Annotated in this window: 26 protein-coding genes; 9 read left to right on the top strand and 17 right to left on the bottom strand. The window is 67.0% G+C overall.

Annotated elements, in window-relative coordinates; all coding sequences use genetic code 11:
- Positions 1 to 42: 42 nt before the first annotated feature.
- Complete coding sequence (locus tag RAM80_RS28700) at positions 43 to 1,446, top strand: DUF2252 domain-containing protein (protein WP_416423750.1); 1,404 nt, start codon at positions 43 to 45, stop codon at positions 1,444 to 1,446.
- A 73-nt stretch (positions 1,447 to 1,519) separates the two neighbouring features.
- Positions 1,520 to 2,467 carry an aldo/keto reductase gene (locus tag RAM80_RS28695; protein WP_416423749.1) on the top strand — a complete coding sequence of 316 codons (948 nt, stop codon included), beginning with the start codon at positions 1,520 to 1,522 and terminating at the stop codon, positions 2,465 to 2,467.
- A gap of 4 nt (positions 2,468 to 2,471) precedes the next feature.
- Here the strand turns inward: RAM80_RS28695 and RAM80_RS28690 are convergent, their stop codons facing one another.
- The 4 genes from RAM80_RS28690 to RAM80_RS28675 all read right to left on the bottom strand — a co-directional run bounded on the left by RAM80_RS28690 (position 2,472) and on the right by RAM80_RS28675 (position 5,860).
- Positions 2,472 to 2,882, bottom strand: a complete 411-nt coding sequence (locus RAM80_RS28690; RefSeq protein ID WP_416423748.1) for a response regulator — start codon at positions 2,880 to 2,882, stop codon at positions 2,472 to 2,474.
- 126 nt (positions 2,883 to 3,008) lie between these two features.
- Entirely contained in the window at positions 3,009 to 4,274 is a 1,266-nt protein-coding gene (locus tag RAM80_RS28685; RefSeq protein ID WP_416423747.1) for a NupC/NupG family nucleoside CNT transporter, read from the bottom strand.
- A 31-nt stretch (positions 4,275 to 4,305) separates the two neighbouring features.
- On the bottom strand, positions 4,306 to 4,701 hold the full coding sequence (locus RAM80_RS28680) for a cytidine deaminase (RefSeq protein ID WP_416423746.1): 396 nt from the start codon (positions 4,699 to 4,701) through the stop codon (positions 4,306 to 4,308).
- 298 nt (positions 4,702 to 4,999) lie between these two features.
- Positions 5,000 to 5,860: an aldo/keto reductase family oxidoreductase gene (locus RAM80_RS28675; protein WP_416423745.1), complete on the bottom strand. Its 861-nt coding sequence runs from the start codon at positions 5,858 to 5,860 to the stop codon at positions 5,000 to 5,002.
- 199 nt (positions 5,861 to 6,059) lie between these two features.
- Between RAM80_RS28675 and yghU the strand changes: the two genes are divergently transcribed.
- Entirely contained in the window at positions 6,060 to 6,899 is an 840-nt protein-coding gene (yghU, locus tag RAM80_RS28670; protein ID WP_416423744.1) for a glutathione-dependent disulfide-bond oxidoreductase, read from the top strand.
- Between the two features lie 36 nt (positions 6,900 to 6,935).
- Here the strand turns inward: yghU and RAM80_RS28665 are convergent, their stop codons facing one another.
- Positions 6,936 to 7,394 carry an REP-associated tyrosine transposase gene (locus RAM80_RS28665; RefSeq protein WP_416423743.1) on the bottom strand — a complete coding sequence of 153 codons (459 nt, stop codon included), beginning with the start codon at positions 7,392 to 7,394 and terminating at the stop codon, positions 6,936 to 6,938.
- Between the two features lie 2,000 nt (positions 7,395 to 9,394).
- Positions 9,395 to 10,066, bottom strand: a complete 672-nt coding sequence (gene rutR / locus RAM80_RS28660) for an HTH-type transcriptional regulator RutR (RefSeq protein WP_416423742.1) — start codon at positions 10,064 to 10,066, stop codon at positions 9,395 to 9,397.
- A gap of 225 nt (positions 10,067 to 10,291) precedes the next feature.
- Between rutR and rutA the strand changes: the two genes are divergently transcribed.
- Genes rutA through RAM80_RS28630 form a run of 6 tightly spaced genes read left to right on the top strand, consistent with a single transcriptional unit; the run spans position 10,292 to position 14,871 of the window.
- Complete coding sequence (gene rutA / locus RAM80_RS28655; protein ID WP_416423741.1) at positions 10,292 to 11,374, top strand: pyrimidine utilization protein A; 1,083 nt, start codon at positions 10,292 to 10,294, stop codon at positions 11,372 to 11,374.
- Positions 11,374 to 12,102 (top strand): pyrimidine utilization protein B, encoded by a 729-nt coding sequence (rutB, locus tag RAM80_RS28650; RefSeq protein ID WP_416423740.1) that lies wholly within the window; start codon positions 11,374 to 11,376, stop codon positions 12,100 to 12,102. The genes rutA and rutB overlap by 1 nt, the downstream gene beginning before the upstream one ends.
- Positions 12,103 to 12,113: 11 nt before the next feature.
- The gene (rutC, locus tag RAM80_RS28645; RefSeq protein ID WP_416423739.1) at positions 12,114 to 12,497 is read left to right on the top strand and encodes a pyrimidine utilization protein C; all 384 of its coding nucleotides are present in this window, start codon (positions 12,114 to 12,116) and stop codon (positions 12,495 to 12,497) included.
- 9 nt (positions 12,498 to 12,506) lie between these two features.
- A complete protein-coding gene (gene rutD / locus RAM80_RS28640) occupies positions 12,507 to 13,286 on the top strand; it encodes a pyrimidine utilization protein D (RefSeq protein WP_416423738.1) in 780 nt (259 codons plus the stop codon).
- 14 nt (positions 13,287 to 13,300) lie between these two features.
- The gene (rutF, locus tag RAM80_RS28635) at positions 13,301 to 13,822 is read left to right on the top strand and encodes an NADH-dependent FMN reductase RutF (RefSeq protein ID WP_416423737.1); all 522 of its coding nucleotides are present in this window, start codon (positions 13,301 to 13,303) and stop codon (positions 13,820 to 13,822) included.
- A 23-nt stretch (positions 13,823 to 13,845) separates the two neighbouring features.
- Entirely contained in the window at positions 13,846 to 14,871 is a 1,026-nt protein-coding gene (locus RAM80_RS28630; RefSeq protein ID WP_416423736.1) for a purine-nucleoside phosphorylase, read from the top strand.
- 100 nt (positions 14,872 to 14,971) lie between these two features.
- Here the strand turns inward: RAM80_RS28630 and RAM80_RS28625 are convergent, their stop codons facing one another.
- The 11 genes from RAM80_RS28625 to RAM80_RS28575 form a co-directional block, all read right to left on the bottom strand.
- Positions 14,972 to 16,132, bottom strand: a complete 1,161-nt coding sequence (locus RAM80_RS28625; RefSeq protein WP_416423735.1) for an alpha/beta hydrolase family protein — start codon at positions 16,130 to 16,132, stop codon at positions 14,972 to 14,974.
- Positions 16,133 to 16,152: 20 nt separating this feature from the next.
- Positions 16,153 to 17,127, bottom strand: a complete 975-nt coding sequence (locus tag RAM80_RS28620) for a VOC family protein (RefSeq protein ID WP_416423734.1) — start codon at positions 17,125 to 17,127, stop codon at positions 16,153 to 16,155.
- Positions 17,128 to 17,370: 243 nt separating this feature from the next.
- The gene (locus RAM80_RS28615; RefSeq protein WP_416423733.1) at positions 17,371 to 18,114 is read right to left on the bottom strand and encodes an SDR family NAD(P)-dependent oxidoreductase; all 744 of its coding nucleotides are present in this window, start codon (positions 18,112 to 18,114) and stop codon (positions 17,371 to 17,373) included.
- A 14-nt stretch (positions 18,115 to 18,128) separates the two neighbouring features.
- On the bottom strand, positions 18,129 to 19,583 hold the full coding sequence (locus RAM80_RS28610; RefSeq protein ID WP_416423732.1) for a carbohydrate porin: 1,455 nt from the start codon (positions 19,581 to 19,583) through the stop codon (positions 18,129 to 18,131).
- 85 nt (positions 19,584 to 19,668) lie between these two features.
- A complete protein-coding gene (locus RAM80_RS28605) occupies positions 19,669 to 20,904 on the bottom strand; it encodes an MFS transporter (RefSeq protein WP_416423731.1) in 1,236 nt (411 codons plus the stop codon).
- A 123-nt stretch (positions 20,905 to 21,027) separates the two neighbouring features.
- The gene (locus RAM80_RS28600; RefSeq protein ID WP_416423730.1) at positions 21,028 to 21,966 is read right to left on the bottom strand and encodes an NAD-dependent epimerase/dehydratase family protein; all 939 of its coding nucleotides are present in this window, start codon (positions 21,964 to 21,966) and stop codon (positions 21,028 to 21,030) included.
- Between the two features lie 2 nt (positions 21,967 to 21,968).
- Positions 21,969 to 22,952, bottom strand: a complete 984-nt coding sequence (locus tag RAM80_RS28595) for a fumarylacetoacetate hydrolase family protein (protein ID WP_416423729.1) — start codon at positions 22,950 to 22,952, stop codon at positions 21,969 to 21,971.
- On the bottom strand, positions 22,949 to 23,380 hold the full coding sequence (locus RAM80_RS28590) for a VOC family protein (protein ID WP_416423728.1): 432 nt from the start codon (positions 23,378 to 23,380) through the stop codon (positions 22,949 to 22,951). Before RAM80_RS28590 ends, RAM80_RS28595 begins: the two co-directional genes overlap by 4 nt.
- Before the next feature lie 11 nt (positions 23,381 to 23,391).
- Positions 23,392 to 24,138: an SDR family NAD(P)-dependent oxidoreductase gene (locus RAM80_RS28585; RefSeq protein WP_416423727.1), complete on the bottom strand. Its 747-nt coding sequence runs from the start codon at positions 24,136 to 24,138 to the stop codon at positions 23,392 to 23,394.
- Positions 24,138 to 25,421: a histidinol dehydrogenase gene (gene hisD / locus RAM80_RS28580; RefSeq protein WP_416423726.1), complete on the bottom strand. Its 1,284-nt coding sequence runs from the start codon at positions 25,419 to 25,421 to the stop codon at positions 24,138 to 24,140. Before hisD ends, RAM80_RS28585 begins: the two co-directional genes overlap by 1 nt.
- Positions 25,422 to 25,449: 28 nt before the next feature.
- Positions 25,450 to 26,466, bottom strand: coding sequence for an SMP-30/gluconolactonase/LRE family protein (locus tag RAM80_RS28575; protein WP_416423725.1), 1,017 nt, complete (start codon positions 26,464 to 26,466; stop codon positions 25,450 to 25,452).
- Between the last annotated feature and the right edge of the window lie 13 nt (positions 26,467 to 26,479).

Here is a 26,479-nt window from a genome sequence, read left to right as displayed (position 1 = left end):
CGCTGCTACACTGGCCGGGTCTGCCAAGGAAGCGTACACCCCATGCCCACCCCCCGCGAAAACCACGGCAAGGCTGCGCGCAAGCATTGCCCGCGTTCCAGCCACCGCCACCCCGGCAACGTCGACCGCGACCCGCTGGCGCTGATCGAGGCGTCCAGCAAGGGCCGGGTGAAATCCCTGGTGGCCCTGCGCTACGGGCGCATGCTGGCCTCGCCCTTCACCTTCTACCGCGGCAGCGCGCTGCTGCAGGCCCACGACCTGGCCGGCACCCCGGACATGGGCCTCAACGTGCCGCTGTGCGGCGACGCGCACCTGATGAACTTCGGCGGCTTCGCCACCCCCGAACGCAACCTGGTGTTTGGCCTCAATGACTTCGACGAGGCCCACCCCGGCCCCTGGGAATGGGACCTCAAGCGCCTCACCGCCAGCTTCCTGATTGCCGCGCGTTCGCTGCGCCACAGCGAAAGCGTCGAGGAAAACCTCTGCCGCGAAGTAGTCAACAGCTACCAGGCCACCCTGCTGTTGTGCGCCGAGCAAGGCGTGCTCAACACCTGGTACGGGCGCATCAGCCCCGGCGAGCTGATGGAGCAGCCACAGAACAGCCACACCCTGGAATACCTGCGCCAGACCATCGAGAAAGCCCAGCGCCGCACCCACGCGCGGCTGCTGCCCAAGATCGTCAACGAGAGCCGCCACGGCCACCTGACCCTGCGCGACGACTTGCCGGAGATCTTCCACCTGCACGGCAAGCACTCGCTGCTGGACCACGATGACGACTGGCTGGCTGCGCACCGCTGGCAACCGCTGTACAAGGCGCTGATCAGCAAGTACCGCAGCACCCTGCAGGGCGACCGCCGCGAGCTGTTCTCGCGCTTCGAGGTGCACGACCTGGCCTTCAAGGTGGTGGGCGTGGGCAGCGTCGGCACGCGCTGCCTGGTGGCGCTGCTCACCGACGAGCTGCGCAACCCGCTGTTCCTGCAGTTCAAGGAAGCGCGGCGCTCGGTGCTGGCCGACTACGTCAAGGCGCGCTCGCCGTTCAAGCACCACGGCCAGCGCGTGGTCGAAGGCCAGCGCCTGATGCAACCGGCCAGCGACCTGTTCCTGGGCTGGACCGCCAGCCCCAACGGCCACCATTTCTACCTGCGCCAGCTGCGCGACATGAAGGTCTCGGCCGAGCTGGAAACCTTCGACGACCAGACCCTGGCCGCCTACGCGCGCCTGTGCGGCCGCGCCCTGGCCCGCGCCCACGCCAAGGCCAGCGGCGAGGCGGCCACCATCAGTGGCTACATCGGCCGCGGCCAGGCCATGGCCGATGCGCTGTTCGCCTATGCCCAGGCGTACGCACTGCAGAACGAAAAAGACTATGAGCGTTTCCAGCACGCCTGCCGCAGCGGGCGCCTGCAAGCGCGCAGCGAAGCGGACTTCACGGCCGATCGCCTGCCTTGATCTTCATCCGCTGGCCGGTTTATCTGTGCTTACATCCAAGGGGTTCTTTCATCTCACTGCCAGGAGCAACGCCATGCAACTGCGACACTTGGGCACGACCGGCATCGACATCGCGCCGCTGGTCTTCGGTGGCAACGTACTGGGCTGGACCGCTGACGAAAAGACCAGCCTGGCCATCCTCGACGCCTTTATCGACCAGGGTTTCAACGCCATCGACACCGCCGACGTCTACTCGGCCTGGGTGCCGGGCCACCAGGGTGGCGAATCGGAAACCCTGCTGGGCAAATGGTTCGCCAGCCGCCCCGGCGTACGCGACAAGGTGGCGCTGTTCACCAAGGTCGGCATGCGCATGGGCAGCGACGACAAGCAGGGCCTGAAGGCAAAGTGGATCGTGCAGGCGGTGGAGGATTCCCTGCGCCGGCTGAACACCGAGCGCATCGACCTGTACTTCTCGCACCAGTTCGACGCCAGCACGCCGGCCGAGGAAACCCTGGCGGCCTACGCCAAGTTGCTGGACGCCGGGAAGATCCGCGCCATCGGCGCCTCCAACTTCACCGCCGGCCAACTGGCCGCCAGCCTGGCCACCGCCCGCGCCCACGACCTGCCCAGCTACCAGGTGCTGCAACCGGAGTACAACCTCTACGACCGCGGCAGTTTCGAGGGTGAACTACGCGCGCTGTGCATCGCCGAGCACATCGGCGTGGTCACCTACTACAGCCTGGCCTCGGGCTTCCTCACCGGTAAATACCGCAGCAAGGCCGACCTGGGCAAAAGCGTGCGCGGCGGGCGCATCGACAAGTACCTGGACGCCCGCGGGCTGGCGTTGCTCATGACCCTGGACGACATCGCCCAGGCCCATCAGGCGCAACCGGGGGAAGTGGCCCTGGCCTGGCTGATCGCCCGCGAAGGCGTGACCGCGCCCATCGCTAGCGCCACCAGCGTGGCCCAGGTCGAAAGCTTCGGGCGGGCGGCGCGGCTGAGCCTCAGTGCCCAGGAACTGGCGGCGCTGACCGCCGCCTAGCCGCCTAGTGGGCGGCGCGGGCGTGCTGCAGGGCATCTTCCACCCCTTGCAGCATCTGCCCGATGGTCCACGGCTTGCGCAGGAACGCCACCTCGCACTTCACCCCGGAAGACTCCGGGGTTTCGTGGCCCGACATGATCAATATCGGCAGTTGCGGCCAGTGGTCGTGGACAAAGTTCGACAGGTCAGCGCCATTGAGCTGGCCGGGCATGAGGATATCGGTCAGCAGCAGGCCGACCTCGGGCGCACGTTGCTCAAGGAAGGGCACGGCGGCGTCGGCCGTCTCGAACTCGACGGTCTGGTACCCCTCTTCCTTGAGAATTTCGCAGACGAACTCGCGGATGATCACCTCATCCTCTACCACCACGACCAGGGGGTGAGCGAGTTCGTTGCGTTCCATCGTGACTGAATTCATGACTATCATTTCCTGATCTGGGCTACAGCGTGCGCCGCGTGTACAACGTAGGAGCAGCAACCCGGACGGAAATTCAATTTTGATTCAATACAGTTACATTTCTCGCCGATTTCCGTTGCCGCGGCGTCACAACGAGATGAAAAACCCGACGATCGCCGCACTCATCAGGTTCGACAACGTGCCGCCAATCATCGCCCGCAGCCCCAGCCGCGCCAGCTCCTGGCGCCGCTCGGGGGCGACGCTGCTCAGCCCCGCCAGCTGGATGGCAATCGACGACAGGTTGGCGAACCCGCACAAGGCGAAGGTCACGATCACCTGGGTGTGCGCCGACAGCAGCGGCACGCCCGCCTCCGCCGCCTTGCCGGGCGTAAGGTGGTTGGCCAGGTCGGCGTAGGCTACGAATTCATTGAGCACCATCTTCTCGCCAATGAAGCCGCCGGCCAGGATCGCCTCGTTCCATGGCACCCCCAGCAGGTACGCCAGCGGCGACAGCACGTAGCCCAGGATCAGCTGCAGGGTCAGCTGCGGGAAACCCAGCCAGCCGCCGGCCCAGCCCAGCAGGCCGTTGACCATGGCGATCAGCGCGACGAACGCCAGCAGCATCGCCCCTACCGCCAGGGCCAGGCGCAAGCCCACCTGGGCGCCTTCCGCGGCGGCATCGACAATGTTGGCGGCGCGGTTTTCCTTGGCGTGCAGGGCCTCCAGCGCCTGGTGGTCGTGGGCCTGCTCGGTCTCCGGCTCCATCAGCTTGGCCATCAGCAGCGCCCCCGGGGCGGCCATGAAACAGGCGGCGATCAGGTACTTGAGCTCCACCCCCAGGCCGGCGTAGCCCAGCAGCACCGAGCCGGCCACTGCCGCGAAGCCGCCGACCATGATGGCGAACAGCTCCGAGCGCGTCAGCCGCGCCAGAAACGGCCGCACCACCAGTGGTACCTCGGACTGGCCGATGAAGATGGCCGAGGTCACTACCATGGATTCCACCCGGCTGGTGCGCAACACCAGGCGCAGCACGCCGCCCACCACGCGAATGATCCAGCCCATCACGCCCAGGTGGTAGAGCACGGCGATGAAGCTGCCGAAGAACACAATCATCGGCAGCACGCGGATGGCGAACACGAAGCCACCGCTGCCGAACACCTCGAACATGTGCGGCGAACTCAGGCCGCCGTACAGAAATTCGATGCCTTTGTTCGCGTACACCTGCAACGCTGACACGCCGCTGGCCAGCTCGGCCAGCGCCGCCTGGCCCCAGGGCACGTACAGCGCGAAGGCGCCGATCACCACTTGAATACCGAACGCGCCCAGCACCGTGCGCCAGTTGATGGCGCTGCGTCGGGACGATAGTGCCAGGGCGATGGCCAGCAAGGCGGCCATTCCAACAAGACTGATCATGCAGTTGACTCCGTGTCGCGCAAAGGGTGGATCAGAAGGATTCGAAAGCGCCTGGCAGCAGTTGCGCCAGGGTCCACACCCGCGTGGCGTCGGGGTCGCTGCCCTGGCAGATGATGCGCGCGTCGGGCGCCATCAGTTCCACCAGCACCTGGCGGCAGGCGCCGCAGGGGCTGATCAGCGCCACCTTGGGCGCATAGATGGCCATGGCCTTGAAGCGCCGGGGCACCAGGCCCTGGCTGATGGCGGCAAACAGCGCGCTGCGCTCGGCGCAGTTGGTCAGGCCGTAGGAGACGTTCTCGACGTTGGTGCCCAGCACCACTTCATCGTTTTCCGCCAACAGCGCCGCCCCCACGGGGAACTGCGAATAGGGCGACCAGCTACGGTCGGCGGCAAGCCTGGCCTGGGCCAGCAGGGCATCATCATTCATGAGTGGTTCGTTCCTCGAAAAGCGCAACAGCATGAAGGGCAATTGTGTAAACACGTCGAGCGGCAAGCGAGAGCATTTTATGTGCCACAGGCGGGAGTACGTTGCAATTCAAGCGCTTGATGAAGACAGGCGGACCACATGCTCCGAACCAGAGCACCTGGTTCGCGCACGACGCGCTTATTGGGGGCGCACATTCTCCGTAGCCGCTGCCGAAGGCTGCGCTGGCCCGAACCCACGCTGAAGATCTTCAGTGTACTCAGGGGCCAGCGCAGCCTATCGGCAGCGGCTACGGCGAAAGTTAGATGGCGTTGAGTTGCTGGATGATTTCCGGTGCCAGCACCCGCTCCCCGGCCGCCAGGTTCTGCTGCAGATGCGCCACCGAAGAAGTCCCCGGTATCAGCAGGATATTCGCCGAACGCTGCAGCAGCCACGCCAGCGCCACCTGCATGGGCGTGGTCTGCAACTGCGCCGCCACCTGGTCCAGGGTGGCCGACTGCAGCGGCGTGAAGCCGCCCAGCGGGAAGAACGGCACGTAGGCGATGCCCTGCCCCGCCAGCTGGTCAATCAGAGCATCGTCAACACGGTGCGCCAGGTTGTAGTGGTTCTGCACGCACACCACCGGCGCGATGCCCTGGGCTTCCACCACCTGCGCCGCCGACACGTTGCTCACGCCCAGGTGGCGGATCAGGCCCTGGCGCTGCAACTCGGCCAGGGTGGCGAACTGCTCGGCAATCGACGCCTCGTCCGGCGCGTGCATGCTGCCCCAGGCGCGGAAGTTGACCACTTCCAGCACGTCCAGGCCCAGGTTGCGCAGGTTATCGTGCACCGCGGCGGTCAGTTCCGCGGCGCTGTCGGCGCGCAGCCAGGCGCCGTCATCACCGCGACGGGCGCCGACCTTGGTGACAATCACCAGGTCCTGCGGGTACGGCGCCAGCGCCTCGCGAATCAGCTGGTTGGTGACGTGCGGGCCGTAGAAGTCGCTGGTGTCGATATGGTTCACACCGCTGGCGATGGCCGCGCGCAGCACCGCCAGCGCCGCGTCGCGGTCCTTGGGCGGGCCGAACACGCCGGGGCCGGCGAGTTGCATGGCGCCGTAGCCCAGGCGGTTGACGGGGCGGTGGCCGAGGGTGAAGTGGGTGGCGGTAGACGGCGTGGTCATGGGAAAATTCCTCGTGTCGCAGTGGCAGAGGCAACGATGATAGGCGCAAAAAAACCATGGCGCCTTGGTTTGCTGATGCATCGCCTGCATAGAAGCGTCGGGTTGGCAGTTAGACGAAAATCTTCAGTTGGGCTGGCCTGCCATGGGCCGGATGACTCTGTTAAGGTCAACCCCCTCGATTTCTCCCAGAGGGTATCTCATGTCGCCATCCACCTACGTCCCCCCCAAGGTCTGGACCAACGACGCCGAGTCCGGTGGCCAGTTCGCCAGCATCAACCGCCCCACCGCCGGCCCTACCCACGACAAGACGCTGCCCGTGGGCAAGCACCCGCTGCAGCTGTATTCGCTGGCGACGCCCAACGGCGTCAAGGTCACCATTCTGTTGGAGGAGCTGCTGGCCCTGGGACACGGCGGCGCCGAGTACGATGCCTGGCTGATTCGTATCGGTGATGGCGACCAGTTCTCCAGCGGTTTCGTCGAGGTGAACCCCAACTCGAAAATCCCGGCCTTGCTGGACCGCAGCGCCGACCCGGCCATTCGCGTGTTCGAGTCGGGCTCGATCCTGCTGTACCTGGCGGAGAAGTTCGGCGCGTTCCTGCCGACCGACCCCGCCGGGCGCACTGAAACCCTGAACTGGCTGTTCTGGCAGATGGGCGCCGCGCCCTACTTGGGCGGCGGCTTCGGGCACTTCTACGCCTACGCGCCGGAGAAGCTCGAATACCCGATCAACCGCTTCACCATGGAAGCCAAGCGCCAACTGGACGTGCTCGACCGGCGCCTGGCCGAAAGCCCGTACCTGGCCGGCGACACCTACACCATCGCCGACATCGCCGTATGGCCGTGGTACGGCCAGCTGGTGCGCGGCAACCTCTACTCCGCCGCCGAATTCCTCGACGCCGGCAGCTACACCCACGTCCAGCGCTGGGCCCAGGCCATCGCCGAGCGCCCCGCCGTGCAGCGCGGCCAGCGCGTCAACCGCACCTGGGGCGACGAAGCCACCCAAGTCCCCGAACGCCATGCGGCGGCCGACCTGGATTGATACTCCCTACGACCGCGTAGCCGCTGCCGCAGGCGGCTACGCCCATTTGGCGTCCCAAAGCGGGTAATCGCCCAGACGTCCTGCTATGCCGGCGCGCAGAGGATTGGCGATTACGTAGCGCGCCACAGCCTTGAGATCAGCCTCCTGACGCAGTGCGCGATCATGATAGCCCTTCTGCCAGAGACGACCTTGCTGGTGTCGGGCCGCATTCACACTCAAGCTGCTGCGTGACTTGGCCTGACACATCAATTCGCCCAACGTGCCCCGCTGCAGCTCGACCAACCAATGCAGATGATCCGGCATCACCACCCACGCCAGCGATTCCACCCGACCTGCCTCATGCGCGTGGCGCATTTCATGGACAAGCAGTCGCCCCAACCGCCAGTCCGCAAACACTGGATTGCGGCCTTGGGTCACGACCGTCAACAGGTACACACGACCGACCTCACTGCAACGGCCTGTCAGCAACCGATGTCCCAAGCTACGAGTCAGCATCCTTGCGTTCCCTTCGTCGATGGAAACGCTACCTTAAGGTGCGACCCTCAAGATCGGTACTGTCAAATCATCAGCAAACGTGACAGCGGCTACGCGGGCGGCAGGTGCGTCCCAATCACCCACCACCGCAACTCCGTAGCCGCTGCCGCAGGCTGCGCTGGCCGGTATGAACACCCGAAATCTTCAGCGAGGCACAGGGCCAGCGCAGCCTGGCGGCAGCGGCTACGCGGCCCGCAGGTGCACCCCAAATCACGCACCACCGCAAATCCGTAGCCGCTGCCGCAGGCTGCGCTGGCCGGTATGAACAGCCGAAATCTCCAGCGAGGCTCAGGGCCAGCGCAGCCTGGCGGCAGCGGCTACGCGGCCCGCAGGCGCACCCCAATCACCCACCACCGCAACTCCGTAGCCGCTGCCGCAGGCTGCGCCGGCCGGTATGAACACCCGAAATCTCCAGCGAGGCACAGGGCCAGCGCAGCCTGGCGGCAGCGGCTACGCGGCCCGCTGGCGCACCCCAAATCACGCACCACCGCAACTCCGTAGCCGCTGCCGCAGGCTGCGCTGGCCGGTATGAACACCCAAAATCTCCAGCGAGGCACAGGGCCAGCGCAGCCTGGCGGCAGCGGCTACGCGGCCCGCAGGTGCACCCCAAATCACGCACCACCGCAAATCCGTAGCCGCTGCCGCAGGCTGCGCTGGCCGGTATGAACACCCGAAATCTCCAGCGAGGCACAGGGCCAGCGCAGCCTGGCGGCAGCGGCTACGCGGCCCGCAGGTGCACCCCAAATCACGCACCACCGCAAATCCGTAGCCGCTGCCGCAGGCTGCGCTGGCCGGTATGAACAGCCAAAATCTCCAGCGAGGCACAGGGCCAGCGCAGCCTGGCGGCAGCGGCTACGCGGGCCGCAGGTGCACCCCAAATCACGCACCACCGCAACTCCGTAGCCGCTGCCGCAGGCTGCGCTGGCCGGTATGAACACCCGAAATCTCCAGCGAGGCTCAGGGCCAGCGCAGCCTGGCGGCAGCGGCTACGCGGTCCACTGGCGCCCCCCAATCACGCACCACCGCAATTGCGTAGCCGCTGCCGCAGGCTGCGCTGGCCGGTATGAACAGCCAAAATCTCCAGCGAGGCTCAGGGCCAGCGCAGCCTGGCGGCAGCGGCTACGCGGCCCACTGGCGCACCCCAATCACCCACCACCGCAATTGCGTAGCCGCTGCCGCAGGCTGCGCTGGCCGGTATGAACAGCCAAAATCTCCAGCGAGGCTCAGGGCCAGCGCAGCCTGGCGGCAGCGGCTACGCGGCCCGCAGGTGCACCCCAAATCACGCACCACCGCAAATCCGTAGCCGCTGCCGCAGGCTGCGCTGGCCGGTATGAACACCCGAAATCTCCAGCGAGGCACGGGGCCAGCGCAGCCTGGCGGCAGCGGCTACGCGGCCCGCAGGTGCACCCCAAATCACGCACCACCGCAAATCCGTAGCCGCTGCCGCAGGCTGCGCTGGCCGGTATGAACAGCCAAAATCTCCAGCGAGGCTCAGGGCCAGCGCAGCCTGGCGGCAGCGGCTACGCGGCCCGCAGGTGCACCCCAAATCACGCACCACCGCAAATCCGTAGCCGCTGCCGCAGGCTGCGCTGGCCGGTATGAACACCCGAAATCTCCAGCGAGGCTCAGGGCCAGCGCAGCCTGGCGGCAGCGGCTACGCGGCCCACTGGCGCACCCCAACCACGCGACATCGCAACTCCGTAGCCGCTGCCGCAGGCTGCGCTGGCCGGTATGAACACCCGAAATCTCCAGCGAGACACAGGGCCAGCGCAGCCTGGCGGCAGCGGCTACGCGGCCCGCAGGCGCACCCCAATCACCCACCACCGCAACTCCGTAGCCGCTGCCGCAGGCTGCGCTGGCCGGTATGAACACCCAAAATCTCCAGCGAGGCACAGGGCCAGCGCAGCCTGGCGGCAGCGGCTACGCGGCGGGCGAATGCGCCCAAGGCCGCGTCCTGGCCCTCAAGCCCGCGGGCGAATGCCGTTCAACACCAGCTGCCGCACGTTCACCAGCACCTCGTCGAAGAACACCGGGTCGGCCAGGGTCTTGCCGGTCACGGCGTGGACCTGGCTGGCGAAGTCGGCGTAGTGCTGGGTGGTGGCCCACAGCGAGAAGATCAGGTGGTGCGGGTCGATGGGCGCCAGGCGGCCGGCGTGGATCCAGGCCTGGATGACCTGCACTTTGCTGTCCACCAGTTCGCGCAGCGGGTCCTGCAGCTCGCCGAGCAGCAGCGGCGCGCCCTGGACGATTTCCAGGCAGAACAGCCGTGACTCGGCCGGGTGGTCGCGGGACAGTTCCAGCTTGATGCGAATGTACTCGCCAATGGCCTGCAGCGGGTCCTGCTCCACGCTGAAGCCGCGCAACGGCCGCAGCCACACGTCCAGCAACTGGCGCAAAACGCTCAGGTACAGCTCGTCCTTGCTGGCGAAGTAATACAGCAGGTTGGTCTTCGACACGTCGGCCATGTTGGCCACCTGGTCCAGGCTGGTGCCGTGCACGCCGAAGCGCGAGAACAGCTGCAAGGCGGCATCGAGGATGACCGCGCGCTTGCCCTCCATCAGCCGGTGGCGGCGCTGCAGGGTGGACGCGCTGGGGGTGCGGGCGGGCTTGGCGGGGGGCGACTTCTGCTTCACGTAAGGGACCTGCGGCCAACGAAACACCCCCGCACTTTACCCTGCCCGCGCCACCAGGCAATGGCCAATAGCGCCCCAAGGCCGTGCACGGCGCACCAACCAGGCGCTCTGCACCAGACCATTTGGTCCGTCACTAAATATAACCCTTTGTTACATAACGCTAAAAGATTATTGGCCTGCTTCCTGCTAAATCCCTTGGGTACTCGACCCCAAGAGGCTCACATCATGGACGTAGGCATCTTCATCCCGATCGGCAACAACGGCTGGCTCATCTCCACCACGGCGCCGCAGTACAAGCCCACCTTCGAACTGAACAAGACCATCGTGCAGAAGGCCGAGCACTACGGCTTCGACTTCGCCCTGTCGATGATCAAGCTGCGCGGTTTCGGCGGCAAGACCGAGTTCTGGGAGCACAACCTCGAATCCTTCACCTTGATGGCCGGCCTGGCCGCGGTCACCAGCCGCATCCAGCTGTTCGCCACCGCCGCCACCCTGACCCTGCCGCCGGCCATCGTCGCGCGCATGGCCAGCACCATCGACTCCATCTCCGGCGGGCGCTTCGGCGTCAACCTGGTCACCGGCTGGCAGAAGCCCGAATACGAGCAGATGGGCCTGTGGCCCGGCGACGAGTTCTTCCACACCCGCTACGACTACCTGGGTGAATACGCCCAAGTGCTGCGCGAGCTGTGGGCCACCGGCAGCAGCGACTTCAAGGGCCAGTACTTCCAGATGGACGACTGCCGCGTCAGTCCCAAGCCCCAGGCCGCCATGAAGGTGATCTGCGCCGGCCAGAGCGACGCCGGCATGGCCTTCTCGTCGCAGTACGCCGACTACAACTTCTGCTTCGGCAAGGGCGTCAACACCCCCACCGCCTTCGCGCCCACGGCCGAACGGCTGATCCAGGCGAACGAAAAAAGCGGCCGCGAGGTGACCTCCTGCGTGCTGTTCATGATCATCGCAGCCGACACCGACGAAGCCGCCCGCGAGCGCTGGGAGCTGTACAAGGCCGGCGCCGACGAGGAAGCCATCGCCTGGCTGGCCGAGAAAGGCGCGGCCGACAAGAGCCCCGGCTCGAACATGCGGCAGATGGCCGACCCGACCTCGGCGGTGAACATCAACATGGGCACCCTGGTGGGCTCGTGGGCCAGCGTGGCGCGCATGCTCGACGAGGTGGCCAGCGTGCCCGGCACCCAGGGCGTGATGCTGACCTTCGATGACTTCGTGCAGGGCGTGGAAGACTTCGGCGAAAAAATCCAGCCGCTGATGACCTGCCGCCAACACATCAACCTGCTCAAGGAAACTGCCTGATGAACGCGCCTGCGCCGCTCAGCGGCTACGCCCTGCCCCTGGACACCCTGCCTGCCCGCACCCTGCCCGCGCGCCCCGAGGCCCTGAACCTGAAGGCCAGCGAGACCGCCCTGGTGGTGGTGGACATGCAGAACGCCTACGCCAGCCTGGGCGGCTACCTGGACCTGGCCGGTTTCGACGTCAGCAGCACTGGCCCTGTGATCGCCAACATCCAGAAGGCCCTGGCCACCGCCCGCGCGGCCGGCATGCCGGTGGTGTTCTTCCAGAACGGCTGGGACGCCGACTACGTCGAAGCAGGTGGCCCCGGCTCGCCCAACTGGCACAAGTCCAACGCCCTGAAAACCATGCGCCAGCGCCCGGAACTGCAAGGCACGCTGCTGGCCAAGGGCGGCTGGGACTATGAACTGGTGGACGAACTCAAGCCCCAGCCCGGCGACATCCTGGTGCCCAAGACCCGCTACAGCGGCTTCTTCAACACCAACTTCGACAGCCTGATGCGCAGCCGCGGCATCCGCAACCTGGTGTTCACCGGCATTGCCACCAACGTCTGCGTGGAGTCGACCCTGCGCGACGGCTTCTTCCTCGAATACTTCGGCGTGGTGCTGGCCGACGCCACCCACCAGGCCGGCCCGGCGTTCGCCCAGCAGGCGGCGCTGTTCAACATCGAGACGTTCTTTGGCTGGGTGTCCAGCGTCGACGCCTTCTGCAGCACCTTCGCCACCGCTTGAGGAGCCCGAGCATGAGCAAGAAAGCCATTATCCCCGCCGGCACCGGCGTGCCCATCGCCCCCTTCGTGCCCGGCTCGCTGGCCGACGGCATCCTCTACGTGTCCGGCACCCTGCCCTTCGACAAGGACAACAACGTGGTGCACGTGGGCGACGCCGCCGCCCAGACCCGCCATGTGCTGGAGACCATCAAGGGCGTGGTGGAGACCGCCGGCGGCACGCTGGACGACGTCACCTTCAACATGATCATGCTGCGCGACTGGGCCGACTACGCCGCCATCAACGCCGTGTACGCCGAGTACTTCGCCGGCGAGAAGCCAGCGCGTTATTGCATCCAGTGCGGCCTGGTGAAGCCCGACGCCCTGATTGAAATCGCCAGCATCGCCCACGTCGGCTGAGGAGCGCCCATGTACCACGAACTGCTTGGCCGCACCGACCCGCACGCTCCTACCCTGGTGCTCAGCTCGGGCCTGGGCGGCTCCGCGCGCTTCTGGGCGCCGCAACTGCCGGTGCTCACCGAGGCCTACCGGGTGCTGGTGTACGACCACGCCGGCAGCGGCCGTAGCCCGGCCACGCTGCCCGAGGGCTACAGCATCGCCACCATGGCTGCCGAGTTGCTGGCGCTGCTGGACGAACTGGACGTGCAGCGCTGCCACTTCATCGGCCACGCCCTGGGCGGCCTGGTGGGCCTGGAACTGGCGCTGCAACGCCCCGGGCTGTTGCAAAGCCAGGTGCTGATCAACGCCTGGAGCAGCCCGAACCCCCACAGCGCGCGCTGCTTTGCGGTGCGCAAGAACCTGTTGAACCACAGCGGCCCGGCCGCCTACGTGCAGGCCCAGGCGCTGTTCCTGTACCCCGCCGACTGGATCGCCGCCAACAGCGCGCAACTGGCCGAGGACGACGCCCACGCCCTGGCGCACTTTCCCGAACCCGCCAACCTGCTCAAGCGCATCGCCGCGCTGCAGGCGTTCAACGTCGAAGCGCACCTGGGCGATATCGCCGTGCCCACCCTGTTGATCGCCAACCGCGACGACATGCTGGTGCCCTGGCAACGCTCGCAGCACCTGGCCCAAGGTTTGCCCAACGGCCGGCTGTGCCTGCTGGACTATGGCGGCCACGCCTCCAGCGTCAGCGACAGCACCACGTTCAACCGCGTTTTGCTCGATTACCTGGCTGAACAAGCCTGACTGGAGTGCCCATCATGCTCATGTCCGAAATCGTCGCCCCCCACGTCGCTGCCCAGGACTTCCGCCACGCCATGGCCGGCCTCGCCGCCGCGGTCAACGTCATCACCAGCGATGGCCCCCAGGGCCGCGCCGGGTTCACCGCCACCGCGGTGTGCAGCGTCACCGACAACCCGCCCACCCTGCTGGTGTGCCTGAACCGCAGCGCCTCGGTGCACCCGGTGTTCAGCGCCAACGGCGTGCTGTGCGTGAACACCCTGGGCAGCGACCAGCGCGAGCTGTCGAACCTGTTCGGCGGCAAGACCGCCATGAGCGAACGCTTCGCCGCCGGCGCCTGGAGCACCTGGGTCAGCGGTGCGCCGGTGCTGGACGGCGCGGCGGCCAGCTTCGACTGCCGCATCAGCCAAACCCTGAGCGTGGGCACCCACGACATTCTGTTCTGCGAAGTGATGGCCCTGCGTCGCGAAACCGACGCCGACGCACTGGTATATTTCGACCGCGCCTACCATGAGGTGCACCCGCAGCAACCCCCAGCCTGATTTCACCTGAAAAAGGACTTCACATGCGTCATACCCTGTTCCCCCTGGCCACCCTGGCACTGGGGGCCACCCTGAGCCTGGGCGCCGTGGCGGCGCCGCTGCAACCCAAGGTGATGCTGATCACCATGTTCGGCCCCGAGGCGCAGAACTGGATCGAGCGCCTGCACCTCACAGAGAAAGTGTCGGTGCCCGGCCTCGCCGCCGAATACCCCGATGTGCACTGCAACAGCCAGCAGGTGTGCCTGATGACCACCGGCATGGGCCAGACCAACGCCGCCGCGTCCACCCTGGCACTGACGCTGTCCAGCCAGTTCGACCTGCGCCAGACCTATTTCCTGGTGGCCGGCATTGCCGGCATCAACCCCCGCGAAGGCACCCTGGGCACCGCCGCCTGGGCCCATTACCTGGTGGAGTTCGGCACCCAATGGGAGCTGGATTCGCGTGACGTGCCCAAGGACTGGCCTACCGGCTACCTGGGCATCAACACCAAGGGCCCGAACGAGAAGCCGCCGCTGGACTACAAGACCGAAGTGTTCGAACTGAACCCGGCGCTGCAGGCCAAGGCCTTTGCCCTGTCGCAGAACGTGGTGCTGGGGGAAAGCAAGGAATCGGCGGCCTGGCGCCAGCACTACCCCTACGCCCCGGCCAACCAGCCGCCGGTGGTGACCCGTTGCGATACCCTGGCGGGCAACACCTGGTACTCGGGCACGCGCCTGAGCGAGCGCGCCGAGGCGTGGACCAAGTTGCTCACCGATAACAAGGGCACCTACTGCACCACCCAGCAGGAGGACAACTCCACCTACGAAGCGCTGCTGCGCGCCAGCCGCCTGGGCCGCGTGGACATCCAGCGGCTGGCGGTGCTGCGCGCCGGCTCCGACTTCGACCGGCCGTACCCGGGCTACAGCGAGGTGGACAATTTGCTCAAGTACGCCGACCAAGGCGGCTTCGTGCCGGCGCTGGACAACCTGTACCGGGTGGGCAATGCGCTGGTGCAGGACATTACCGGGCATTGGGCGCAGTGGCAGCATGGCGTGCCTTCCGCGCCGTAGCCGCTGCCGCCAGGCTGCGCTGGCCGGTGTGAACCCCCGGGATCTCCAGCGAGGCATAGGGCCAGCGCAGCCTTCGGCAGCGGCTACGCTGGCGGTGGGGTCAGGACAGGCGCCCACCCAACCGCTGCGCCACCCAATCGGCAATCCACGCCCCCGCGTTGGCGGTGTTGTCCAGGCTGCTGTGGTGGATGCCGCCCTCGCGCGGGGTGAAAATCTTCAGCTCGCGGTCCGGGCTGGCAGTCAGCTGGTCAAACGACTGGTGCGCATACTCCAGCGGGATCTGCCGGTCGGCCTCGCCGTGGGTCACCAGGAACGGCACCTGGATGCGTTCCATCACGCCATTGAGGTGCACCTGCTCGGCGATGGCCATGAATTCGTCCATGTCCGCCGCGCCCCACACCCAGCGCACGTGCTCCCAGTAATGCGGCACCGGCCGCTCGCCTTCGCGGGCCAGGCGGCGTTTCTGCATCTCGCCCCAATTGTGGTTGGCGCCCCACACCACGCCCAGGGCAAAACGCGGTTCGAAGGCCACCGCGCGCGGGCAGTAGTAACCGCCCAGGGACACGCCCAGCAGGCCGATGCGTTGCGGGTCGATGTCAGCGCGCCCTTGCAGGTAATCCACCACCTTGCTCGCCCACACCTCGGTGTTGGCCACGGCGTTCATGCCGTGCAGGCGCAGCGCCTCGCCGGTGCCCGGCTGGTCGAGGAACACGCTGGCGATGCCGCGCTTGGCCAACAGTTGCGGGAACAGCCCGGCGCGGTAAACCATCTCCTTGGTGCTGTCCAGGCCGTTGATGATCACCAGGCACGGCGCCGGCCCCTGCACGCCTTCAGCCGGGGTATAGAGACCGGCGAGGTGCGCGCCGTGGTAAGGAATTTCCACCCGTTGCAACGTCTCGCCGGCCAGCCGCGCGCCCTCGGCGAAGGTTTGCAGGAACTTGGCGTACAGCGCCTTGCGCGGCGCGTAGCCGTGGGCCTGCATGCGCTCGGCGGTGATGAAATACACGGCGGCGCGGTTGAGCTTGTCGCCGGCGCTGAACAGCCGGCCGCACGCCTTGTCCTCCTGGGCCAGGGCCACCAGGTTGTCGCCACCCGCCTCCCAGGCCTTGAGGAACGCCTGGGTGCCGGCGTCGTCGCCCTGGCGCGCCACCTCCACCAGTGGCCGGCACATGGCCTCGATCTCGCCGATCTTGCCGCCCATCTCGATGGCCGCCGCCACCGCCAGGCTCCACACGTAATTGGTCTCGAAATACTGGAACATCGTGGTTTTCCTTGTTGTGATCAGCGGCGCATGGCCGGTTCGCTGCCCTGGTAGAAGGTCACGTCCCAGGGGATGTCGTCCTGCATGAACGCCGGCGGGTTGCCCATCCACTGCGCCGTGCCGAAGCGGAATTCCCACTCGCGTGGCACCCAGTTGTCGTCCAGGTAGTCGGTGTCGGCGCCGTACTCGGCCTCGCCGCCGGTGGGCGAGTTGAAGTAGCAGAAAATCGCCGAGGCAATGCGGTGCCGGCCGGTGCCGAGGAAGCCGTGCTGCCAGCCGCGCCGGGTCATGTAGTTGGAGCCCACCATCACCTCGTCGAAGTCTTCCACGCCAAAGCAGGTGTGGTGGAAACGCGGCACGCCGCCAGCGCCCGGCGCCTTGTTGTTGAGCAGGAAGGTGTTGTGGTGCTCGTTGGCGCCGTCGGCGCGCAGGTAGGTGCCCACGCCCTTCTGGTGGTCGGACAGGCGGAAGTTCAGGCGGTCGCGGAAAAAGGCGAAGCTGGCCCAGTAGTCGTCCACGGCGAACACCACGTGGTTGATGGTCTTGGGCCGCGCGCGGGTGCGCCACTTGCGGTGCTGGTTGAGGCGGTTGACGTTGCCGGCGGCGTTGATCGGGTCCGGCGCATACGTCACCTTCTTGCGCGTGAACACCCGCAGGCCCAGGGCCTGGCCGCAGTCGCTGAGGAAGTGCCAGGCGCCGTCGTCGCCCAGGCGCACCTCGCGGTCACGGGCCAGGTCGTCCACCAGGCGGCGCAAATTGTCGGCGTTGTCCACGCCCCAAATGGTTTCCTTCACCCCGAAGCCCTCGTAGCGCGAGGCCGGTATGGACGGATGCTCCAGGGCGCGGACGATGATGGTCGAGCCCTCGTCAAGCCGGTAGACGGTTTCGTCGTCGCTGGCGCTCAGGCGCACCAGGCCGAAATCGTCGAAAAACTGCGAGGCCCGGGCCAGGTCCTCGACGCCGTACAACAGGGTGTCGATGCCGATGATCGCCATGTCAGGCCTCCTGGAATCGTGAGTTGCGGTGCATTGTTATTGTCCTTGTAGAACGCGTTTGCCCGGCCAGCGTACGAAGCCCGGCGCACGGAAACCAATCGTTTGTGGGCATGGGATGCATCCATGGCGTGGATGCATTAGCCCAGATACCCCTGCAGACTGAATATCTGTGGGAGCTGGCTTGCCAGCGAGCTGTTGAGGCCCTAAAGGCTCGCTGGCAAGCCAGCTCCCACAGGTATCAATTCATAGGAGGAAGCCGCCGTCGAGGTTGAAGACCTGGCCGGTCATGTAGCTGGAGTCATCCGAGGCGATGAACGCCAGCACCCCGCACAAATCCTCCGGCACGCCGTTGCGCTTGATCATCTGGCTGTCGCGGACCTGCTCGAACAGCTGCGCCGGCAACGCCGCGGCGCTGCCGGGGTGGCGGATCAGGCCCGGGGAGATGGCGTTGACGGTGACGCCGTGCTCGCCCAGCTCCACCGCCAGGGCGCGGGTCAGGCCGATGACGCCCATCTTCGCCGCGATGTAGGCCAGGAAGCCCTTCTGCGGCCGGCCGGTGTTGCTCGACGCCAGGTTGACGATGCGCCCCCAGCCGCGCTCGCGCATGCCCGAGGCGAACAGCTGGCTGAGCAGGAACGGCGCGTCCAGGGTCACCGCCTGGCAGTCGCTCCAGTCCAGCAGGCTGGTGTCGTCCAGGGACTTGAGCGGGATCCAGGCGGCGTTGTTGACCAGCACGTCGCAGCGGCCGAAGTGCTCCAGCACCTGGCGGCCCAGGTAGGCGATCTGCTCGGGTTGGCGCAGGTCGCAGTGAAAGCCCTGGGCGGTGCCGCCCTGGGCCTGGATGGCGCGCACCGTGGGGCCGGTGTCGACGCAATCGACCACGGCAATGTGCAGGCCGGCGGCGGCCAGGCGCAGGGCAAAGGCGTGGCCCAGGCCGCCAGCGGCGCCGGTGATCAGCGCCACGCGGGGTTGCAGGTGTTCGGTCATGGCAAAGCTCCTGGTCAGTGATGGGCGTTGAGGCCCAGCAGTTCGTCGAATTGGATGTGGAACAGCAGCCCGGCGGCGTAGCCGTCACGCGGGCTGACGGTGCTGTAGGGGTTGAGCCAGGTGCTGGCACCCCAGGTGCGCAGCACGAACGGGCTGACCACGATGCTGTCGGTGAGCACGAAGTTGGCGTCCAGCGACACCCCGTATTCGTTGCGGCCGGGGCTGTAGCTGCCGGCGCCGGAGGCTTCGTGGGCTTCCTCGAGGAAGCGCTGTTCGCGGCTGGTGAGCTGCGCCCAGTTGACGTTCACCGAGTAGCTGTCGAACGGCCGGCTGCGGAACGGCGCCGACAGGATCAGGCCGGCGTTGCCCTGGGTGCCGACGCCGTTGGCGGTGTCCTGGTCGACGGTGTGGGTCAGGCTGGCGAAGGCAGTCAGCGCGGTGGGATTGAGGTCGTTGCCCTTGCCGCCGTCCTGGCGCCAGAAGGTCTTTTTCGCGCCCAGGTAGAAGCCGCTGACGCCCTTGCTGGTGCGCGCCGCCGCGGTGCTGTCCTGCACCTTGGAGGTACCGTTGACGGTGTAGTACGGGTCGGTCTGCTCGCCGTTGTTGTGGAAGCCGAGAATCTCGTAGGTCTGCGGGTAGGCTTCCATGTGGTAGTCGGTGCGGTAGGCCAGGTTGGCCAGGTACACCGTGCTCAGGGTGCCGCCGCTGTCGCCGCCGGTGCGCTCCCAGCCGTTGGTGAACGGGTAGGCGTTGTTGCTGCGCCAGGCGCCCACCTGCGCGCGCAGGGCCGGGGTCAGGTCGTAGCCGATGCGCGCGCCCCAGTTGGCGTATGGCGGCGGGTTGATGCCCGCAGTGTCCTGCAAAATGGCGTTGACGCAACCCAGCGGCACGTTGCACAGCGGCAGCGCGAAGTAGTTGCCGGCGTTGCTCTTGCCCACCTCGATGGCCAGCTTGTCACCCAGCAGTTTCTGCTCGTAGGTGAACAGGCTCAGGTGGCTGACCCGCGGAATGTACGGCCCCGGCTTGCCGGCGATGACGTCGCCGACCTGGGTGCCGTAGGCCAGGTTGCTGGTCCAGGGCACGTACAGTTGCTCGAAGTGAACCGTGCCGCCAGGAATGCCCACCAGCTTGTCGAGGTTGAAGTCGCCGCCGATGGCGAAGATGGTCAGCGCCTCGTGGTTGCCAGTGCTCAGCCCCGCGCTGGGGTTGCGCAGGTAGATTTCGGTCATCGACAGGTGCGGGCTGATGCCGTGGTCGTTCAGCCACTTGCCCTGCTCTTCCAGCAGCTTGCCACTGGACGCCGGCACGTTGTTCTCGACGTTGAGCACCCGCGGGCCGATCTTCTGGTTGGGGTATTCAGTGGCCATGGTATCGGCCACCGGGCCTTGTACAGGTGCAGGCTCTTCGGCCATTACCGGGCCTGCCAGGGTGATGATCAGGGCACAGCCAAACGCCGCTCGATTGCTCATGTTCGGTCTCTTTTTGTTGTTTTCAGGATGAGGCTGTCCGCCCCGGCGCGCACGCGCGCCGGGGGTGTAGCAAGGGTTCAACGGGTCAGGCGTCTTCGAGGTTGACCGCGGCCAGTTGCAGGTCGCGTTGGGCCCGGCGCTTCACCAGGCTGGCGCCCAGCGCCGCCAGCACCACCAGCACGCACAGGCCGCCGGCCCAGCTGACGGTGGTGGCCAGGCTGCCGCTGGCCTTGCTGACTGCCACCACCAGCAAGGGGCTGAAGAACATGCCCAGGCAGTAGCTGCCGTACCACATGCCGGTGCCCAGGCCGCGGCGCTGCCAGGGCAGTTCGCGCATGTTCCAGATGGCCAGGGTGGGCAGCATCAGGCCGCAGCCCAGGCCGTTGACCAGGGCCACGGCCATGATGCCCTGCCAGGTGTGCATGGCCGGGATGGCGATGAAGCTGGCGGCAATCAGGCCGAACGCCAGCGCCAGGCAGTGCGGGGTGCGCAGCCCCAGCCGGGCGAGCATGTGCACGCTGAGGGTGCCGAGCACGATCATCACGCTGCAGGCCGAGGCCACCAGGCCTGCAGTCTGCGGCGAGTGCTCGCCGATGTCGCCCAGCAGGTAGGCCATCTGGATTTGCAGAATCATGAACATCACCGCGCCAATGAAGGTGACCACGCAGATGCCCAGCAGCACCAGCGGCCGGAAACGCACCAGCGGCCCGCGCTCCTCGGCGTCGGCCATGGCCGCGGCCTTGGGTTCCCACAGCAGCGCCTTGCTCACCAGCGCCAGCAGCAGCGGCACGGCGTACACCACATAGGGCGCGCGCCAGCCGATCTCGCCCAGGGCGCCGCCGACCATGAAGAACAGGATGGCCGAGGACGAGGCGAAAGTGGTCTGCAGGGCCAGGTACTTCTGCCGCTGGGCGCCGCTGTAGTAGTCGCCGATGAGCATGGTGCTGACCGTCACCACCACCGATTCCACGCAGCCCAGGGCCACGCGGCTGACGATGATGGCGTACAGCGAGTCGAGGAACATCGGCAGCAGGCCGAAGATGCCGTAGCCGACGATGGACGCCACCAGCAGGCGCTTGCGCCCGTAGCGGTCGGCGAGGATGCCGACCACCGGGCTGAGCAGGGCCACCAGCAGCCCGGGAATGGTCAGCGCCACCGGGATGAGGAATTCGACGTTGGGCACCGCGGCGAAGTGTGCCTGCATCTGCGGCAGGCTGGGCGCCACGACAATGGCTGCCATGGGCGACAGGCAGTTGATCAGCAACAGCAGGTACGTGGCGAACGTCGCCTTGGACTGGGTGACACGGCTGGGAGCGTTCATGGCCTCTCCGGATTGTTATTATTTAGAGTAATGGGCACGCGTTGTATCGCTTGATGTGGGAGCTGGCTTGCCAGCGAGCTTTTGGGGGCGCCAACAACTCGCTGGCAAGCCAGCTCCCACGGGTCACGCCAAAGTGTTGTTGATCAATTCCTCCAAAGTGCCGTCATGGCGCAGGCCCAGCGCCTCGGCCGCTTCGGCGTGCAACGGCGGGTAGCGGCCGAAGTTCGCTTCCAGGGCTTCATTGGGTTCGTAGCTGACCAACGCCCGGCGGTCCTCGCCGAAACGCTGGCACAACCCATCAATCAACTGCAACAGGCTCAAATGCAGCACCGGCAAGGCAAACACCCGCCGCGCCTGCAACGCAGCCGCCGGCACGCGCGCCGCATGCAGCAGGTTGTCGACGCAGCGCGCCGCCGACATCCACCAGGCCTGCGCACCCGGCGACACCGGGCACACGAACGGCTGGCCAGCCTTGAGTTTCCAGAACACCTCGCTCATGAACGCGGACAGCAGCCCCGAGGGCGCTGGCGGCCGGGCGACGATGCCGGGCAGGCGCAGGCTGATACCGTCGATCCAGCCACGGCGGCTGAAATCGTCGATCAGCAGTTCACCCATCAGTTTTTGCGTGGCATAGCTCAGCTGCGGGCGCAGCGGCGTGTGGTCGTCCACCGTCTCAAGCAACGGCGACCCGTAGACGGCGATGGTGCTGGCGAACACCACCCGCGCCGGCGTGGCTTGGGCTTTCAACCCTTCCAGCAAGGCCAGGGTGGCGTCCAGGTTCACGCGGCGGCCTAGCGCGTAATCACGCTCGGCCAGGCCACCGGGCACGCTGGCCAGGTGAAACGCCACGTCCACCGGGGTTTCCAGGGCGTCGGCCAACAGGCGGCTGTCGTCAATGCTGCCTGCCAGCGAACGCACCCGTGGGTCGTGAATCGGCGTATCGAACGTCAGGTCCAGCAGGGTCAGTTGGCTCCAGCCCGGCAACGCCGCCGGGTCGGCCAGCAGCCGTTGCACCAGGGTGGCGCCGACGAAGCCGTTGGCGCCGGTGATGAGTATGTGCATGGTCACACCTGCGCCGGTACGAAGCGGTGGTCGATGGCGCCGAACACGCTAGCGCCGTCCAGGCCGAAGATCTCGAAGCGCAGGCGGTCGCCGAACTTCAAGAACGGCGTCTTCGCCTCGCCTTGTTCGATGGTCTCCACCGCCCGGCGCTCGGCCAGGCACGCAGAGCCGGTGACGTTGTAGTCGCGGTTGGAGAAGGTGCCCGAGCCCAGCACCGTGCCGGCGCCCAGCTTGCGCGTGCGGGCCAGGTGCATCACCAGTTCGGGGAAGCTGAAGTCCATCTCGGTGCCGTTGGGCTCGCCGAAACGCTGGCCGTTGCACTGCACGTGCATGGGCAGCTTCACCCGCCCCTCGTCCCAGGCCGCGCCCAGCTCGTCGGGGGTGACCGCCACCGGCGCAAACACGGTGCTGGGCTTGGCGCGCAGCGGGCCGAAGCCGATGCTCACTTCCTTGAACAGGTGCGCGCGCAGGCTCACGTCGTTGAGCAGCATCAACAGCTTGATATGGCCTGCCGCCTGGGCAGGCTGGATGCCCATGGGCACATCATCGAGTACCACGGCGACCTCCCCTTCGAAATCGATCTGATGCTCTTCACCGGGTACCGGGTAGTCGTCGCAGGCGCCGAGGAAATCATCGCCGGCGCCCTGGTAGATAATAGGCACGCCGGGGTCTTTCTTGATGTCCAGATTGTACGCACGCTCCATCAGCATGCCGTGGTTGAGGAACGACGAGGCGTCGGCCCATTGGTAAGCCCGTGGCAGCGGCGCCATGGCCTCGCGCGGCTCGAAATCGAACGCCTGGGTGGCGCGGCCGCCGTTCAGCGCCGCCGATAATTGCTGCAGCAGTGGCTCGCAGCGGGCCCAGTCTTCGATGGCGGCCTGCAGCGTGGCGGCGATGCCCGACGCCAGCACGGCGCGGCGCAGGTCACGGGATACCACGACCAGGCGGCCGTCGCGGCTGCCGTCCTTGAGGGTGGCCAGTTTCATAGGGGTGCTCCTTGGTCGGCCCACAGGGCCGGGTATTGGATGAGTTCCAGCAGGTTGCCGCTGTTGTCACGCAGGAAGCCCATGGGCGTGCCGTCGATGACGTTCTCGAAGACGATGTCGGCGCCCTTGGCGCGCAGCGCGGCGAAGGCGGCCGGGGCGTCCTGCACGGCGAAGCACAGGTGCTTGTGGCCGTGGGTCTGCAGGTCCAGGTGCGGCTCGCGGCGCTCGGCCGGCAAGGGCTTGGCCTGCGCCAGTTGGAACAGTTCGAGGCGGTAGTCGCCGCTGCGAATGAACGCGATATGCGCCGGAATCTGCTCGATGAAGGCGCGGCTTTCCAGCTCGAAGCCGAGCATGTGCCGGTACCAGTCAATCGACTCGTCCAGGCTGGGCACGCTGATGCCGCCGTGGTGCGGTTTGATCGCGAACATGGGCGCCCTCCTCAGCTCAGCGGCCGGCCGCCATCCACAGGGATGACGGCGCCAGTGGTAAAGGTCAGTTGCGTGGCCAGGGCCAGCACCGCGCGCGCCACTTCGGCGGGCAGCGCCAGGCGCCCCAGGGGCGTGCGCGCGGCCTGCTCGTCGCGCCAGTCCTGGGCCAGGCCCTGGACGAACTCGGTGTCGGCCAGCCCCGGCGCCACCGACACCACCCGCACCTGGGGCGCCAGGGCGCGGGCCAGGGATTGGGTAAGGTTGTCCACCGCCGCCTTCGACGCGCAGTAGGCGATGTTGCTGCCCATGGCCGTGCGCGCGGCGATGGAGCTGATGTTCACCACCAGGCCGTCACCGCTGGCCTTGAGCAGCGGCGCCAGGGCGCGTACGCAGGCAATGGGGCCGCGCACGTTGGTGGCCAGGATGCTGTCGATCAGCCCGTCGTCCAGGCCGTCGAGGTCGGCATGGGCAACGAAGCGCGTGGTGCCGGCGCAGTTCACCAGCAGGTCGCAGCGGCCGTAGTGCGCTTGCACCGTGGCTGCCAGGGCGTGTAACGCAGCGCTGTCGGTGACCGGCGCGGCCACCGCCAGGTGGTCGCCGCCGGGCAGCGCGGCGACCAGCGCCTGGGCCGCCTCGGCGCTGCGGTTGTAGCCGGCCACCACCCGCGCGCCGGCCTGGGCCAGGGCGGCGCAGATCGCCCCGCCCAGTCCGCCGGTGGCGCCAGTGACCACCGCCACCTTGCCTTCCAGGGCCTGCATCACAAGGCCTGCTTCAGGCGGCGCACACGAATGTCGGCCTGTTCCTTGTGCCCGGAGAAATGCTCCAGGGCGCACAGCCGCGAGCACACCTCGCCGATGGCCACGCTGGCCTCATCGGTGAGCACGCGCTGGTAGGTGTGGGTCTTGATGAACTTGCCCACCCACAGCCCGCCGGTGTAGCGCCCGGCGCCCATGGTCGGCAGGGTGTGGTTGGTGCCGATCACCTTGTCGCCGTAGGACACATTGGTGCGATGGCCCAGGAACAGCCCGCCGTAGTTGGTCATGCGCGCCAGGAACCAGTCCGGGTCGCGGGTCATCACCTGCACGTGCTCGGAGCAGATGCGCTCGGATTCGGCGAGCATTTCCTCGTCGGTGTCACAGAGGATGATCTCGCCATAGTCGCGCCAGGCCACGCTGGCAATTGGCGCGGTGTCGAGGCGCGCCAGCACTTTCTCGATGGCCGCCGGCAGTTCTTCGGCGATGCGCGTGCTGGTGGTGACGCAGAACGCTGGCGAGGTCGGGCCGTGCTCGGCCTGGCCCAGCAGGTCGACGGCCACCAGTTCGGCGTCCACCGTGTCGTCGCAGATCACCATGGTTTCGGTGGGGCCAGCGAACAGGTCGATGCCCACGCGGCCGTACAGCTGGCGCTTGGCTTCGGCCACGTAGGCGTTGCCGGGGCCGACGATCATGTCCACCGGGGCAATGTGTTCAGTGCCCAGGGCCATGGCGGCCACGCCCTGCACACCGCCCATCACGTAGATCTCATCGGCGCCGGCCAGGGCCATGGCGGCGATGATCTCCGGCGACGGTTTGCCGTCGAACGGCGGCGCGCAGGCAATCACGCGCTTCACCCCGGCCACCTTGGCGGTCAGCACGCTCATGTGCGCCGAGGCCAGCAGCGGGTACTTGCCGCCGGGAATGTAGCAACCCACCGAGTTCACCGGGATGTTCTTGTGGCCCAGCACCACGCCAGGCAGGGTCTCCACTTCCACGTCGCGCATCGACAGCAGCTGGATCTGCGCGAAGCGGCGGATCTGCGCCTGGGCGAACTTGATGTCGGCGATGGCCTGGGGCGACAGGCTGTCGATGCAGCCCTGAATTTCCTCGGCGCTCAAACGCAGGCTGGTGGGGTTCCAGCGGTCAAACTTCTCGGAATACTCACGCACCGCCGCTTCGCCGCGCTGTTCGATGGCCTGGATGATCTGCTCCACGGTGTCGCGCACCTGGGCGTTGAGTTCGGCCTTCTGCTGGGCCGGCTTGCCTTGCTTGAGATAACGAATCATGGTCGGTTCCTTGTTGTTCTAATCGAATTCAGCGCCAGTGGATCAACGCCTGGCCGGCCACCGGGGCCTGGAAAAACGGGATGCGCGTGCCCTGCAGGCTGCCCAGGTACACGGTCTTCAGATCCGCCCCGCCGAAGGTCAGGCTGGCCAGCCACGGCGCCAGGGTGCCGTGGGCCGCCTGCATGATCTGCGGGGTCAGGGTCTTGGCGTGGTAGTGGCGGTTGAGCTCGGCGGTGGCGGCCGGGTTGCTGTCGTCCAGCAGGGTCAGCACCTCGCCGTCCGGGGTCAGGACAATGAGCTTGTCGGTCATCACCAGGGTCACCCACAGGTTGCCGTAGCTGTCGAAGGCAAAGCCGTCGGGGAAGCCTTCCAGCTCGGCCGGGCCGAACACCTCGCGGTCGCTGAGCGAGCCATCGGCGTTCAGGCGCAGCCGCGAGATGCGGCGCACGTTGCTTTCCACCACGTACAGCCACTCTTCGTTGTCGTCGAAGCGGATCTCGTTGGTGCCGCCAAAACCCTCGGCGACGATGCGCATGCCGTTGTCGTCGATCACGCCGATGTAGCCGTCCAGCACGCCGGAATTGATCGAGTCGGTCCAGGGCTGCATCGTGGTGGTCACGGTGAACCAGATACGGCCCTTGCTATCGCGCAGCGGGAAGTTGGTCTTGCCCAGGGGCTTGCCGTCCAGCTGGTCGAACAGCACCTTGATGTTGCCCTGGCGGTCGAGCTGCTCGATGCGGTCCAGGCCCCAGTTGCAGATGATGAAGTCGCCCTGCGCAGTCAGCGCCAGGCCGTTGGGCAGCGAGGCACCCTGGGACTGCACGTAGCGCGACTCGAACGAGGCCTGCTGCGGCGCGGGCTGCTTGGGCGCCAGCAGGGTCTGCTCGCCGTTGACGGCAATGTGCATCACCCCGCCGCGGGCGTCGGCGGCCCACAGGCTGCCGTCGGGCTGGGCGATGATGCATTCGGGGCGTTGCAGGTCGTGGCCGATGAAGCCGATGGCGTCGCGGTCGACCTGCCAGCCTTTGAGCGGGTTGGGTTTCATGCAGGGCACCTTG

Origin of the sequence: Pseudomonas sp. App30, from assembly GCF_047947025.1 — a bacterium.
GTDB lineage: Bacteria > Pseudomonadota > Gammaproteobacteria > Pseudomonadales > Pseudomonadaceae > Aquipseudomonas.
Note: the sequence above shows the minus strand (reverse complement) of the source record. Positions and strands in the feature narration are given on the sequence as shown.